Here is a 13821-nt window from a genome sequence, read left to right as displayed (position 1 = left end):
GTGAGTACCTGCGGCGCCGGGGCATCCAGCACACGATTCCCGAGAAGGCCGACAGCCAGACCGCCCGCCTGCGCAAAGGGTCAGGCGGAGGACGGCCACCCGGTTTCGACGAGGAGCGGTACAAGAAACGCAACACTGTCGAGCGGGCGATCAACCGGCTGAAGAACGCCAGAGCAGTAGCCACCCGCTACGACAAACGCGGCTACATCTACCTCGGCACCGCAACCGCCGCAGCCCTCACCATCTGGCTCCGAACATGATCGACCGGACAAGTCCTAGACGGAAAGACCAACCGTGACGTCGCCGGCCTGCAGGGCATGCGGGGCAAGTCTGCGAACTGTCGTTCCTACCTTGCCCGCACGCACCGGGGAATCGGTCTACCCGTGGTCGCCATGAATCGGTCGTTCCTTGACGGCGAGGACAATGGCATCACGGTGGACTTGGATAGCTACCGCAGCGAGAAGGCCGCCAAGCTTGCGATGCGTCAGATGCGCGAGGCGCCCGGGGAGTGTCCGAGCGGAGGGGGCAAGCAGGGGGTGGATTTCTCCATCCGGGACTGGACAGACCCGCCTCGTGCGGGTGCGGAGTCCCAGGGAAACCGGCTGGTGGTGATGGGGAGTTCCTACGGGAGTGTCCAGGTGCGCGTCGGTGCCACCGTGGTCTACGCCACGTTTGACGGCAAGGAAGACCCGGGCCTGGTTTCCCGAGTCACGCGCAGGTCGGCGGAGCGGCTTGCCGCCGCCTCACGCCGTTCCTGACCTCAGCGATGCCATCAACGACGGTGCACAGCGCCCCACAGCGCCTCATCTCGATCACCGAGCGGGCAAGCGGCCGCAGCCCCCTTCGGTATCGAGCAGGGCCCTTGGCGTATCCCGTTGACGGCGACTTTGACGGTAACCGCCTAGTTGATCATGACTCTTCCGGGTCGTCATCCTCGCTGAGCGCGTCCCCGAGTCGGCCGCCCCAGCCAGCACGACCGGATCGCCAAGACCGAGCACCTGCTCCGTGTCGTCGACCCAGTCGACGACACCTACCGCCGCCGGATGAACCGCCAGCTCGCCGTGCAGGAGTCCCGGCACAAGCTGGCCCGCGGCGTGTGCCACGGCAAGCGCGGCACCATCCACCAGGCGTACCGGTACGGGATGGAGGACCAGCTCGGCTCGATGGGCCTGGTCCTCAAGGCCGTGGTGCTATGGACCCACCCGGTACATCGACGCCGCCGTCGTCCAGCTCCGCGCCCAGGGCCACGAGATCCGGGACGGGGACACCGCCCGCCTGTCCCCGCCCAAGCACTGCAACCTCAGTGTCCTGGGCCGCTACAGCTTCAGCGCCTCCACCTCGGCTGGCGGCGGAGCGGACTCGGGCCAGATACGTGCGCTGGCGAAGACGTCCCACTCCGGTGTGTAGACGCGCTTGAATCGGCTTGCGCTCGACGACACTTCCAGCGCTTGACCTTGACGCAACGGCAGGGTTTCTACTGGCGGCATGCGAATCGGAGAGATCGCCGCGCTCGTGGGGCTCACCACCCGGGCGATCCGGCACTACCACCATGTCGGGCTGATTCCGGAACCGGAGCGGCGCTCCAACGGCTACCGGGCCTACAGCGTCCGCGACGCCGTCCTGCTCGCCCGGGTGCGCCGGCTCACCGAACTCGGCCTCAGGCTCGATGAAGTGCGCGACGCACTCGCCGACGATGCCGGGCGCGAACTGGCCGAGATATTGGATGAACTCGACGCCGACCTGGCCCGCCAGGAAGCCGCCATCCGGGAGCGCCGCTGCCGGCTCAGCGCCCTGCTCGCCGAGCCGCCCGACGCGACCGGGCCCGTCTCACCCGCCCTCGCCGCACTGCTGGCACAGGCCCCCCGAACAGACTCGCCGAGCGCGGCCCAGGACCGCGAGTACCTCACGCTGCTGGACGCCACCAGCACCGGTAGCCAGGAGATGCTCGCGCTGCTGGGAACGCTGGTCGCCGATCCCGCGGTCGTCGAACTGTATGAGCGCCTCGACGCGCTCGCCGAAGCCCCCGCCGACGATCCGCGAATCGCACCCCTGGCAGCTGACCTGATGGCAGCCGTCCCCGAGGAGCTGTTCGCCGCAATCCCCGAGGACGGGGTGGTCGTAACCGGGTTCAAGGAGGCGCTGCTCGCCGAGTACGCCCCCGCGCAGGCGGAAGTCGTGGGCCGGCTCATGGAGGCTTTCGTGGAAAGGGGCCGGGGATGAGCGGCCGACACCTTCGCCGTCGCGCTCAGAGACAAGGGCGTCCCCGTCCCCGAGATCGCGAAGAAGCTGATCACCAAGACCGGGAAGAACGCAGGCAAAACCCCTCGGTCGCCTGGCTCTACCGAGCGCCGGCCGAAGCCGAGGAGGCTGCGGCGGATGGCGCCCTGCCGCTGCGGCCCAAGCCCGTCCGTGAGGCGCTCCAGGCGCAGCGGCTCCCTGGCGTCGTACAGGGCCCTGGCCAGTCGGCGGGACTGCATCAGCGGGCCCGGATGGCGGGCACGCTGTCCTCGTGGCCGCCCTGGCCTTACCGTGAACTGTGGCCCCCTCGCTCTGTGCGGCCGAGTGTCACATGCGTAGCCACGTGGCGGCAGGTGAACATTGGACGCCCAGGACCGCGTTCTGCGACGCCGAAGCGTCAATCAAGCTCGCTCCGGACGAGCTGCTGGCCGCCGGCTTTCACCGGGCCGAAGACCTCGATCAGCTTCTGACTTCCCGGCTCGCCCGCCGTCGGAGGTCATCCTGCCTACCGCAGCTACCGCGTTCCCCTCGGGCATGGAGCCAGTCTGCGCCAGGCGGGCAGAAGTAGCCTGTGCTGAGCCGAGTGCCGGCGGAGTAGTCCGGCGGGCCAACGCCTGAGCGACCGAGACGAGGGGGTTCGGGAACGTGCAGTTCGACGTGCGTTCCATATCTGACCCGACCAGCACAGCAGCGGCGTTGTTCGGTACCTGGCGTGTTCATACGCCAGGGCAGCAGCAGGCCACGGCCGAGGCCATCGGGAACGCATGGCGAGCCAGGCCGTGGCCAGGACCCGGGTTGTACTCATATGACGTGCTGGCTGCCGACGATGGCACCACTTTGCTGCACTTCTCTCAGGTCGAGGACTTGGACGCTGTGCCTGGACAGGACTTGACCTGGAAGGACGAGGTCGATGCAGCCGTTCCGGGAATCGAGCGGGTAGGTGTGGTCGCGGGGCGACGACGCCGGAGCACGCCCGCTTACGGGGCGTCTGGCCAGCCGAGTTGCGTGGTCCTGGTCACCCGCGTGTTCGACGGTCCTGACCGTAGGCGGGCGGAGCAACTGATCGAGGCCATGTTCGAGAGCACGAGCGACACACCGCCGGCCGACGGCCTGCTGTCGGCCCACTTCTACGTGAGTCCTGACGGCGCTCGGGTGCTCAACTACGCCCTCTGGGCCTCGTGGCAGCAGGCCCATGCCTGGCCGGGGTTGCTCGGCACCACGTTCCAGCGCTTCCGTCCAGTGCTGCACCTGAATCGTCCTGGCCTCTGATCGCGCTGGGTCCTGGTCCAACTCGTCCTGCTGAGCGCGCAGTAGGTCGGAGCCCCGTTCCGATCATTCGGAGCGGGGCTCTTTCGTGTCGTGCAGCGGCGCGGCTCGTCAGCGGCCTTCTTGCGCCCGTTACCGTACCGTGATCTAATGTGTGATGTCTTCGGGCGTGCCCGGAGTCGGAGCGCTACACAACGCCCCGTCGTTCCCCCGTGCGGCGGGGCGTTGCGCGTGGCTGAGCGCCCCCTGTTCCGCGCCGTGGGCTACGGCGTGATGACGGGCTCGGGGGAGCCCGAGCGGGTGATGTGGTCGATGTGGATCTGGCGTGCGATGAAGCGGCCGTTCTCGACGCAGGCCGAAATGGCCACCGAGGCGAGCGAGTTCCCGTCCGGGAGCCCGGCGTAGTACAGGCCGGGGAGCGCTCCGAGGGTGCCCTGCTGCTGGAGGGGTGCGCCGTGGTCGTCGAGTACGGCGGCCGGGAGGATCCGGTAGTCGGGGCCGAAGCCCGTGCACCATATGATCGTGGTGATGTGATGGCGCGTCAGGTCGAGGCTGTCCGCGTACGGGGAGATGTGCGCCATGCTGACGGCGGGCGCCGGCTTCTGCTCCGGCACCACGAAGCCCCGCTGGCGTATACCGGTGTCGATCTTGTCGATCACATACCGGTACGAGCGGGCTGACGCTTCCGCTATGGGGACGACGTTGTCCTTGAGGTGCAGGGTTTCCCGCTCCGCCGCGCTGACGGATCCGACGAGGACGACTCCCTTCGCCGCCAGCGTGCCGAGGTTCAGGTCGCCTCGCACTCCGCACACCGGAAGGCCGGGCAGGAGGGAGGGGTGGGTGCCGTCGTCGGCGTCATGGGTGACGAAGTCCTCGTAGAGGGGGAACGTGAACAGCCACTCGTGCAGGTCGCGGCCGCGGTAGCGGCGTGGCCACGCGCGGTGCCGGCCGACCGAGAGGTAGACCTCGCGCCCGGCGTCCACGAGTTCGTCGGCGATCTGCTGGCCGCTGATCCCCGCGCCCACCACGAGGACGGCTCCGTCCGGCAGGGCCGCGGGGTTGCGGTAGTAGCGCGAGTGCAGCTGGCGGACGGACGGCGCGATGCCGGACGCCAGGCCGGGGGTACGGGGGGCCGCGTAACCGCCCACCGCCGCGACGAGGTTGCGGGACTCGACGGTGCCGCCGGTGGCCAGGTGCGTCCGGAACCGCACGTCGTCGCGGGCCGTGGCTCCCGGGCGGCACTCGACCCGACGGACGGTGGTGTGCTCCCGCACCGGGAGGTTCCGCTCCTCCGCGTAGCGGCGCAGATGGCGGGCCAGCTCGGGACCCGGCATCGCGCCGCCCGGGTCGTCCCCGTCGTAGTCCCAGCCGGGAAACCGGACCGACCGGTTCCCGCTGCCCACGACCATGCTGTCCCACCGCTCGTGTGCCCACGCCTGGCCGATCTCCCCCCGTTCCAGTACGAGCGCCTCCCGGTCCAGCTCCTGCAGGGCCGCGGCCACCCCGCATCCCTGCTGGCCGGCGCCGATGACGACGGTTTCCGCGTATTCGGCTGATGCCATGGTCGAACCCCTCTGTTCTGCCGTGTGCATGGACGGACGGCAGCCACTAAGGCTTGCCTAACTTGGACCTTGCCGCCTGAAGTCGACGTGATGTCAACTGGAGTTGTGAGGGGCGTGAGGGTCATGACAGTCGTGGGCAGCCAGCGGGCGGTCTCCATCGGTGAAGCAGCGGCGCTGTACGGCATCGCGCCGTCCACGGTGCGGTGGTGGGAGCGGCAGGGCGTGCTCAACCCGCCGGCCCGCGAAGGCGGCAAGCGGCTCTACCGCGACCCCGACCTGCGCCGTATCGGCCTCGCCTATCTGTGCTGCGTGGTCGGCAAGATGCCCCTGGACCAGGCCGCCGTCGTCACCTCGGGGAAGGCCGCGCACAGCGACTGGCAGCGCACCACCGTCGAGCAGATCGCGCTGCTGGAGGAGCAGATGGGGCGGCTCGGGGCTGCCCGGGGCTATCTGCGGCACCTGCTGTGCTGCGTGGACGACGACATCGCGCGGTGCTGCCCCGTCCTGGACGCCGAGCTGTCCGCGCACACCCCGCGCGGACGCGTCCCCGACGCCGACCTCGTCACGGCTGCGGCGTGCGCGGCGGCCCGCGGCGGCCGTGACGAAATTCCGGCCGACGGTGCCCCGCGTGACGAAAAGCCGGTGCCTTGCTGTGCGGAGTGCGGGGGCGCGTTGCCGGTACAGGCACCGGCACCAGCACCGGCACCGGCACCGGCACCAGCACCGGCACCGGGTCCGCGGGGCTCGCGCGGGCGGCCCCGGAAGTACTGCTCGCACGCCTGTCGGCAGCGCGCCTATCGCACACGCCGCACGGAGTGACGGAGCGCGCGCTCAGCTGCGGCGGCCGTCCCGGAGCAGGAGGCACAGGAGGGCGGCGACTGCCGCCGTCCCCGCGGCGCCCAGCAGGATCGCGCGGTGGTCCAGCACGGCGAGAAGGGCGGCACCCGCGCCCAGGGCCAGCGCGTTGGGCGCGAACAGCAGGGTGTTGGCGCTGCCCGCCACCCGACCCAGCAGGGCGTCGGACGTCTCACGCTGTACGGCCGTCTTGGCCGCGATCAGCACGCACGGCAAGCCCGCGCCGATCATCGCGCTGGCGAGCAGCGCCACCGGCACCGAGGGGACGGCGCGTACGGCCACGCCCGCGGCGAACAGCAGGATCCCGGCGCCCGCGAAGACCCGTTCGGGCATCCTCCGCAGCAGTGCGCCCGCGAGCAGTCCGCTGAGCACGGAGCCGACGCCCTGCACCGTGTAGAGCACCCCGGCGAACGCGGGCGGGCGGTGCAGCCCGGCGTCCACCACGGCGTACACCGCGGCTCCGTTCAGTCCGGCGGCCCCCATGGTCGCGGCCCCCGCCAGGACCAGCCGGCGCAGGGCCCGGTGCCCCCGCAGAAAGCGGACGCCCTCGGCGACCTGGCCCGTCCAGAGCCGTTGCCCGGCCGGACGCGGCGGGGGCGCGGGCTCCGACACCCGGACCAGGGCGAAGGCCGCGGCCGCGAGAAGGAAGGTCCCGGCGTCCAGCAGGGCCACGGCCGGACCCCCGAACTGGACGAACAGCCCCGCACCGGCGAGCGGTGCGACCAGCTTCATGCCCTCGTTCGCCGTGATCCGCAGGCCGTTGAAGTCGCCGCGCAGCCCGACCGGCACGGCGGCCGTCACCAGCCCGGCCTCGGCCGCCTCCGTGAGCACGGCGGCGGTGCCGTACAGCAGCAGCACCGAGAACAGGATCCAGATCAGCTCCCCGGAGCGTACGGCGAGCAGCGGCAGCAGCACCGCGGCCATGCCGAGGTTCGCCCGGACCAGCAGCGGGCGCCGACGCGTACGGTCGGCCACCGTGCCGATCAGCGGGCCGAACAGAATGGGCGCCCAGATGCAGCACGTCGTGAGGGCGGCCAGACTGTCCGAGCCGGTCAGCGACTTGGTCCACACTCCTGCTGCTGGGGTCCTTCTGATGGATCTCCGTGGGGAAGGAGCGGCGTTCGGTGCGTGCTCTCGGCGTGCCGCGCGGAAGCCCTCGTAGCGGAGCTACTTGGGCTTTTGCGCGGTGCGGCGAGAGTGCGTGCCGGGCGCCGCGACGCCGCGGAGATCCATCAGAAGGGCCCCAGCGCCATCGCCGAGCTGCCGAAGCCCGACACCACCACACCGCTCAGATAGAGCACCACATTGCGGTCGCGCACCACCCGTAACCCGCCCCAGCCCATTCCCACATGACATGTCACCGCACGCCCCGGGGCAATGGGACGACCCTGTCCCGCCGTGCTACGAGGAGGCCGATCCGTTCGAGACCGGCGGCGCGAAGAGGGTGCCCAGGACCCCGACGACGGCTGTGAGCACGGCTACGCATGCGGCCACCCGGTGACGCTGGTCCGGGCCCGGCCATGCCGTTCCGGGCAACGCCTCAAGCGCCAATAGCGGCACCCACCGCTCCGGAGAAGACTCCTGCTCCCAAGGCGGGGCGTCGCGGCGGGACCGCGTGTTGCTGTCACACCGCTTTGGCCAACGGCAAATGAGGAGATCCCGTGAGCCTGAAGTTATCGGCGAAACGTATCGCGACCGGCAGCGTGGCGGCCTTCGCGCTGGGCACTCTCGGCGGTACCACCGCCCAGGCGGCCTCGCCCGCCGGGAGCCCGGACGCACAGGACAGCCAGTCCGTCCCGACCAGCAAGGCCAGACAGGGCGGCGAGGCCGGCTCGTCCAGCGGCGAGGCGGGTATCAAGGCACCGAGCTGCGTCAAGTCCAAGAAGGTCGGGACGCGCAAGTACAAAGTGACCAACCGGTGCAAGAAGACGAAGCGGGTCAAGCTCGTATGGGCGTTCGCCTCGGACACCAAGTGCTACGACCTCAAGCCGAACTACTACTTCACCAGCAAGCGGGGCTGGCCCGCTCGCTACGACGGGATCAAGAGCTGCTGACCCGCTGACGGGTACCGGGCCCTGACCCGCCCGGGGCGCTGTGGGCGTGGCCGTGCGCGGAGGCGATCTTCCGATGCCTCCGCGCACAGCCACGCCCACAGCGCGTTGCGGCCGCCTCGCTGCGTCCGTCTCCACTTCCCTCCCAGCGGGGTGAACCGCGGGGCTCAGTCCCTCCGACTAAGGGGTGTGATGCAGACACAGGGTGAGGACCCCTCGGAAGCGGAGGCGGAGCTGTTAGCCGCCCTCCGCGAGGGCGACCGGCTGGCCTTCGAAGCGCTGTACCGCCGGTACGCGCCGTGGCTGGCGGCCCGGCTGCAGTACCGGTGCGCCGACGCCGCCCAGCTCGACGACGTCGTCCAGGACACCTTCCTCGCCGTGTGGCGCTGCTGTGCCAGCGGAAAGCAGCCCGAGGTCCGGAACATGGCGGGCTGGCTGTGGCGGATCGCGTCCCGGCGGTTGGCCGATGCCTCGCGGTCCGGAGGCGCACGGGAGCGGCTGCGGCAGGCGCTGGCCCAGCTACGGGGCCAGTCGGCGCCGTCGGCGGAGGACCAGGTGCTGACCGACGTCGCCTACGGCGAACTGCACGCGGCCCTGGGAAACCTGTCACCCGATCTGCGCGAGGTCGTCCAGGCCACTGTGCTGGACGGGCTGACAACGCGGCAGGCGGCGCAGCGGCTGAACGTGCCGGCGGGCACCGTCAAGACCCGTGCCATGCGCGCGCGGCAGCGGCTCCGCAGGGAGCTCGCCCGAGGTGCGGGAGCGCGAGAAGCAGAGGGAGGACAGGAATGACGGACAGCACGGCGCATCCTCCGCACCCGGGTGCCGGCACCCTGCGCGACTACGCACGTGGCCGCCTTCCGTCACCCGTACGCGAGACAGTGGAGCCCCACCTGGACGGATGTTCGCACTGTCGTGTGCAACTGGCCGCACTGGTGGACCACGCTCCGCTGGACGCCGTATGGCGGCGGCTGGACCTGGCGATCGACGCCCCCGTACCGGGATGGCTGGAGCGGCAGCTGCTTGCCCTGCGCATCCCCGACCATGTGGCGCGGCTGATGGCGGCCACCCCGGCGCTGCGCGCTTCGTGGCTGTGCGGCACGGTGCTGACCCTCGTGCTGGCGGTGCTGACCGCGCGGCTCGCGGAGCCCGCAGACACTCCGGTGGTCTATCTGACGGTGGCTCCGCTGCTGCCGCTCACCGGGGTGGCGACCTCGTTCGGGCGGCGCTGGGACCCCGCGCATGAAATGGGCCTGGTCGCGGCGGTCTGCTCGTTCCGGCTGGTGCTGCTGCGGGCGGCCGTGGTGCTGGGGAGCTGCGTGCTGCTGACCGCCGTGACCTCCCTCGCGCTGCCGCGCCTCGGACCTGTCGCCTTCGCCTGGCTGCTGCCGTCGGTCGTGGTCACCGCGCTGAGCGTGCTGCTGCTGACCCGGCTGGCGGCACCGATCGCCGCCGTCGTCGCGGGGAGCGGGTGGCTGGCCGGCGTCGCGCTCACCGAGCACTCCGAAGCGCTGTTCTCCGCCGGAGGCCAGTCGGCCCTGGCCGGGCTGCTGGCAGCGACTGTCGGCGCCCTGCTGCTGCGCCGCGCGGACTTCGACACAGAGAAGGGAATCCACCCGTGACACCATCCACGACTCCGCCCACTCCGCCCACTCCGCCCCTGACGCCTTTCGGCGACACCGTGGCCGGGGGCGACACCGCCGCTGTACGGAATGTGACGGTGCGCTACCGCGGCACGGTGGCCCTCAACTCCGTCTCCCTGACGCTCTCCGAGGGCGTGACGGGGCTGCTCGGTCCCAACGGTGCGGGAAAGACGACACTGCTGCGGACGCTCGCCACCGCACTGGTGCCGGACAGCGGCGACGTCGCCGTGCTCGGCCGGAACCCCGGCAGTCCCGGCCGGCGTCAGGAGATCCGTCGGAACCTGGGCTATCTGCCCCAGTCCCCCGGGTTCCACCGGCACTTCACCGCCTTCGAGTTCGTCGACTACCTCGCCATCCTCAAGGAGATCACCGACCGCAGGCGGCGGCACGACGAGGTGCGCCGCGTGCTCGCGGCGGTGGGGCTGCGGGACGAGCGCGGCAAGCGGCTCAAGGCCCTCTCCGGCGGAATGCGGCAGCGGGTGGCGCTGGCGGCGGCGCTCGTCGGTGATCCACGGGTGCTGATCCTCGACGAGCCCACCGTCGGCCTCGACCCCGAACAGCGCCTGCGGTTCCGCGAGCTGATCGCGGACCTCGGGGTGGGCCGTACGGTCCTGCTCTCCACCCATCAGACCGAGGACGTGGCCGCGCTGTGCCGGCGCGTCGTGGTCCTCGACCGGGGGGAGGTGCGCTACGACGCGACCCCGGAGCGACTGAGCGGGGTGGCGGAGGGCCGGGTCTGGTTCAGCACGGAGCGGGATCCGCGGGCGGCGGCCGGGTGGCGTACGGGGCGGGGCACCTACCGCAACATCGGCAGCCCGCCCGAGGGGGCGCGGCTGGCCGAACCCAGCCTGGAGGACGGCTATCTGCTGCTGCTGGGCAGCGTGCCCGAGCAGCGGGAGGCGGCGTGAGGACGGCTTGGGAACGGAAGGAACGGAAGGAGCGGAAGGGGAGGAACGAGCGGGAGAGCAGGGGCGATGTGCCGGGCGCTCCTGCGGGAGCGCCGCGCTCGTCCGGGCCGCCGTCGTCCGGGCGGTTGCTGCCCAGGCGATGGGCCGCGACGGCGGACCTGGCACGGGCCGAGGGCGTCCGGCTGCTGCGGCATCCGGCGCTGCTGGGCGGCCTGGCCGTCTGCCTGGGCCTGTGGGTGCTGGACGCCGTGACGTCGGACGCCGACCGCTACCCGGTACTGCACGACGAGGACCGGTACGCCCAGCTCACGCTGCTGGTGCTGGCCGCCGGGACGTTCCTGGCCGTCCACCTCGCCGTGCTGCGGCCCGTGCGCGACGAGGCGACGGACTGGCATGAGGCGCCGGTCCTGGAACCCTGGCGGCGTACGGCGGCGCTGCTGCTGTCCGTGCTGCCCGCCGCGGTCCTCGCCGCGGTCCTCGCCGTGGCGCGTTCGGTCTATCTGGGGCTGCGTCCGGGGGCCGTGGGCAGCCCCTCAGCGAGCGAGCTGGCGGCGGGCCCGGCCGTGGTGCTGCTCGCGGGCGCGCTCGCGGTGCTCGCCGGGACCTGGCTGCGTTCCGCGGCGGCGGGTCCGATCGTGCTCGGACTGCTGGCGATCGGTACCGTCGCCGGGGCGCTGTCCCCCTTCGCGTCCTGGCGGTGGTGGGGGCTGGTCGCGGTGGAGGACGAGTCCCGGGCCTCGCTGCCTTCGGAGCTGCTGCACCGGCCCGCCGCGCCCCATCTGCTGTATCTGCTCTGCCTCGCCGTGGTGCTGGGCGCGCTGGCCCTGCTGCGGGCCGGACACCGCGGACGGGCCGTACAGGCGGTGGCGGCGCTGGCACTTGCCGGGGCGGTGACCGCCGGTGCCGTCCAGTTACGGCCCGTCCCCGAGTCGGTGAACGAGGCGCGGGACGGTGCGCGGCTGGCGCCCGCGCGGGATCAGCAGTGCACGCGGGAGGGGAGGGTCACCTACTGCGCGTTCCCGGAGTTCGCGGAGCGCCACCGGCAGTGGGCGCGGGTCGCGGACGGCGTGCTGCGGTGGGTGCCCGCCAGGGACCGGGCTGAGCGCTACTTCGTGCGCCAGCGCGTCCCCGGCACCGTGACCTCCGCCGACGAGGTGCAGCCGCCGCCCCCGGTGGACCGCTGGGCCGCGGACGACCGGCGGGCGGGGACCCCGCGATCGGTGCCGGTGGGGATGGAGTGGGGCAGCGGCAGCGACTCCGCGCACGACGACACCATCGCATTCGCCGCGGCGTTCGCGAACCGGGTCACCGAGCGGCGCACATCCGGTGACTCCGGTGGCACTGCCCCCGAACCGGCCGCCCTCTGCGGGGCGCGCGGCATCGTCGCCCTCTGGCTGGCGGCCCAGTCGGCTCCGGAGGCCGAGTCCGGACTGCGCTCGACCGTGCCCAGAAGCTTCGGTGACACCGTCGAGATCGAATCGGCCGCTGCTCCCGGGGTGGCGCTCCAGCGGACCGACGTGGAGACGGTGCTGAGGCTGCTGGACCGCCCCGCCGATGACGTGGCCGCCAAGGTCGCGACGTCGTGGGCGGAACTCGTCGACCCGGACACCCCCTCCCCACGGGCCGGTGAACTCCTGGGAGTCCGGGCCCCGTCCGCTCCCGCGCCCGCGGACCCGGAGGAGGCTCAGCTGTGTCCGCGCGCCTGACGCCGCCGACGCGCCTCACGCAGCCGGAGCGACGGACGCGCCTGGGCCTGCTGCGCCCGCTGGCGCGGCACGAACTGCACGCCGCCCGCACCCTGCCGCTCGTGTGCGGCACGGTACTCGGCGTCGCCGTCTGCGCGGCGCCGACGGCGTTCGGAACCCGCACCACGCCGGCCACGGCGGCCGTACTGCTCTACCTCGCCGCCGTGTTCGGCAGCCTGGGCCTCCTCTTCCTCCTCGACGATCCCGCGGCACCCAGTACCGCGGTGAGCCCGCTGCCCTGGTGGCTGCGGCGGGCGGTGCGGGCCGCAGCCGGGCTGCTCGTCCTGGCCGTCGCATGGAGCACCGGCGCGGCGCTTGTGCGGCGCGCGCTGCCCGAGGGGGAGCGGGCGGCCCTCCCACTGGCGGACCTGGCCGGGGTGGCGCCCGCCCTCGGGCTGCTGGCCCTCGCCCTCGCGCTGTGCGGGCTCCGCCTGACCGCGGGACGGAACGGGAGCCTGGTCGGGGCGCCCGCGTTCATCGTCCTGACACTGATTCTGGTGCTGCTGCCTTCAGGGTGGGAGTTCTTCGCCAGTCCGGGCGACGGAGGCTGGAACGCGGCGATGGTGCGGTGGCGCGTCATGGGCGCCGCATCTCTTGTCGCTGCGCTCGTTCTGATCCGTAAACCGGACCCGGTAGCGCCTATTCCGGGCTCAGCTCCATGCGGTGACGTACCGCCAGCAGCCCGGCCTGGAGACGCGATTGGACACCGAGCTTGTGATTGATGCTGGCCAGATGGGCGCGCACCGTGCGCTCCGCGATGCCGAGATCCCGTGCCAGGGTGCGGTTGTCCGGCCCGTCCGCCAGAAGAAGCAGAACCTCTCGTTCCCGTTCGGTGAGCATTTTTAAGCCAGGAGGCGATGCGCCGTCCAAAGAATCCCGCTGCTCTGTTTTCGACCCACCAGCGCGCATTTTTCCCCCTGTTTGAGTATTGAGCGCCGAACAGCATCTTCAATACAGGATATTCCCCGGACAGTAAACGGGGGTCGCCTGCACCGTGCGGTCGCGCTCCACCCGCGACCTGACCCAGCTCGGGGCAAGGCGGGTCCTGGTGGTATTCACCACCCCGGGCACGATTAGTATCGAAGGGGTACGTGCCGGACGCCTCGGAGGAGCGCGCTGATGACGCACGGCAGCCGCACGAGTGGTGAGCGCGGGACCAGTGTGTGGTTGGAGCGGCGTCCCGCGCCCGTCCGGCGCCGGGCTCCCGCGGTGCCGCGGCAGGGCGGGGAGCCGGGGCCCGAGGGGCTGGACCGGGAGCGCATCACCGCGACGGCGGTGCGGCTGCTGGACGCCGGCGGGCTGGGCGGCTTCTCCATGCGCCGGCTGGCCGCCGAGCTCGGCGTCACCGCCATGTCCGTGTACTGGTACGTGGACAGCAAGGACGATCTGCTGGAGCTGGCCCTGGACGCTGTGCAGGGCGAGTTGCCGCTGCCGCCGGAGAGCGCGGACGCGGGTGCGGATACGGGTCCGGATACGGATACGGGCCCGGGTCCGGAAGGCGGGGGCGTGGGTTGGCGCCGGCGGGCGCGGGGGGTCGCGTACGAGGTGCGCGG

The 13821-nt window shown here is 71.8% G+C and carries 13 protein-coding genes and 3 pseudogenes; 13 read left to right on the top strand and 3 right to left on the bottom strand.

Features of this window, described 5'->3' with window-relative positions; all coding sequences use genetic code 11:
* From G5C65_RS17770 to G5C65_RS17750, 5 genes and pseudogenes are all read left to right on the top strand, one after another.
* Nucleotides 1-260: pseudogene (locus G5C65_RS17770) on the top strand (IS5/IS1182 family transposase); the annotation flags it as partial.
* Between the two features lie 123 nt (nucleotides 261-383).
* The gene (locus G5C65_RS17765) at nucleotides 384-758 is read left to right on the top strand and encodes a hypothetical protein (RefSeq protein ID WP_165299835.1); all 375 of its coding nucleotides are present in this window, start codon (nucleotides 384-386) and stop codon (nucleotides 756-758) included.
* Between the two features lie 216 nt (nucleotides 759-974).
* Nucleotides 975-1350, top strand: a pseudogene (locus G5C65_RS40750) (Tn3 family transposase); the annotation flags it as partial.
* A 135-nt stretch (nucleotides 1351-1485) separates the two neighbouring features.
* Entirely contained in the window at nucleotides 1486-2220 is a 735-nt protein-coding gene (locus G5C65_RS17755; RefSeq protein WP_165299834.1) for a MerR family transcriptional regulator, read from the top strand.
* A gap of 828 nt (nucleotides 2221-3048) precedes the next feature.
* Entirely contained in the window at nucleotides 3049-3507 is a 459-nt protein-coding gene (locus G5C65_RS17750) for an antibiotic biosynthesis monooxygenase (RefSeq protein WP_165299833.1), read from the top strand.
* Between the two features lie 260 nt (nucleotides 3508-3767).
* Here the strand turns inward: G5C65_RS17750 and G5C65_RS17745 are convergent, their stop codons facing one another.
* A complete protein-coding gene (locus G5C65_RS17745) occupies nucleotides 3768-5066 on the bottom strand; it encodes a flavin-containing monooxygenase (protein WP_165299832.1) in 1299 nt (432 codons plus the stop codon).
* A gap of 123 nt (nucleotides 5067-5189) precedes the next feature.
* Between G5C65_RS17745 and G5C65_RS17740 the strand changes: the two genes are divergently transcribed.
* A complete protein-coding gene (locus tag G5C65_RS17740) occupies nucleotides 5190-5885 on the top strand; it encodes a helix-turn-helix domain-containing protein (RefSeq protein WP_165299831.1) in 696 nt (231 codons plus the stop codon).
* 12 nt (nucleotides 5886-5897) lie between these two features.
* On the opposite strand, the pseudogene G5C65_RS17735 reads toward G5C65_RS17740, so the two are convergent.
* Nucleotides 5898-7001 (bottom strand): annotated as a pseudogene (locus G5C65_RS17735) (MFS transporter); the annotation flags it as partial.
* 581 nt (nucleotides 7002-7582) lie between these two features.
* Between G5C65_RS17735 and G5C65_RS17730 the strand changes: the two are divergent.
* The 6 genes from G5C65_RS17730 (at nucleotide 7583) to G5C65_RS17705 (ending at nucleotide 12990) form a co-directional block, all read left to right on the top strand.
* On the top strand, nucleotides 7583-7975 hold the full coding sequence (locus tag G5C65_RS17730; protein ID WP_165299830.1) for a hypothetical protein: 393 nt from the start codon (nucleotides 7583-7585) through the stop codon (nucleotides 7973-7975).
* A 189-nt stretch (nucleotides 7976-8164) separates the two neighbouring features.
* Nucleotides 8165-8764 carry an RNA polymerase sigma factor gene (locus G5C65_RS17725; RefSeq protein WP_165299829.1) on the top strand — a complete coding sequence of 200 codons (600 nt, stop codon included), beginning with the start codon at nucleotides 8165-8167 and terminating at the stop codon, nucleotides 8762-8764.
* Complete coding sequence (locus G5C65_RS17720) at nucleotides 8761-9594, top strand: cupin domain-containing protein (RefSeq protein ID WP_165299828.1); 834 nt, start codon at nucleotides 8761-8763, stop codon at nucleotides 9592-9594. Before G5C65_RS17725 ends, G5C65_RS17720 begins: the two co-directional genes overlap by 4 nt.
* Before the next feature lie 59 nt (nucleotides 9595-9653).
* On the top strand, nucleotides 9654-10523 hold the full coding sequence (locus G5C65_RS17715) for an ATP-binding cassette domain-containing protein (RefSeq protein WP_165299837.1): 870 nt from the start codon (nucleotides 9654-9656) through the stop codon (nucleotides 10521-10523).
* A 125-nt stretch (nucleotides 10524-10648) separates the two neighbouring features.
* Nucleotides 10649-12229: an ABC transporter permease gene (locus tag G5C65_RS17710; protein ID WP_165299827.1), complete on the top strand. Its 1581-nt coding sequence runs from the start codon at nucleotides 10649-10651 to the stop codon at nucleotides 12227-12229.
* Entirely contained in the window at nucleotides 12214-12990 is a 777-nt protein-coding gene (locus G5C65_RS17705) for a hypothetical protein (protein ID WP_165299826.1), read from the top strand. Before G5C65_RS17710 ends, G5C65_RS17705 begins: the two co-directional genes overlap by 16 nt.
* Here G5C65_RS17705 and G5C65_RS17700 read toward each other — a convergent pair.
* Nucleotides 12908-13108: a response regulator transcription factor gene (locus G5C65_RS17700; protein ID WP_241265869.1), complete on the bottom strand. Its 201-nt coding sequence runs from the start codon at nucleotides 13106-13108 to the stop codon at nucleotides 12908-12910. The genes G5C65_RS17705 and G5C65_RS17700 overlap by 83 nt on opposite strands.
* 279 nt (nucleotides 13109-13387) lie before the next feature.
* Between G5C65_RS17700 and G5C65_RS17695 the strand changes: the two genes are divergently transcribed.
* A partial coding sequence (locus G5C65_RS17695; RefSeq protein WP_165299824.1) for a TetR/AcrR family transcriptional regulator occupies nucleotides 13388-13821 on the top strand: 434 nt, incomplete at its 3' end.

It is taken from the genome of Streptomyces boncukensis (assembly GCF_011045075.1).
GTDB classification, from domain to species: Bacteria; Actinomycetota; Actinomycetes; order Streptomycetales; family Streptomycetaceae; genus Streptomyces; species Streptomyces boncukensis.
The sequence above is the reverse complement of the archived record's forward strand: the minus strand, read 5'-3'. Positions and strand labels throughout refer to the sequence as shown.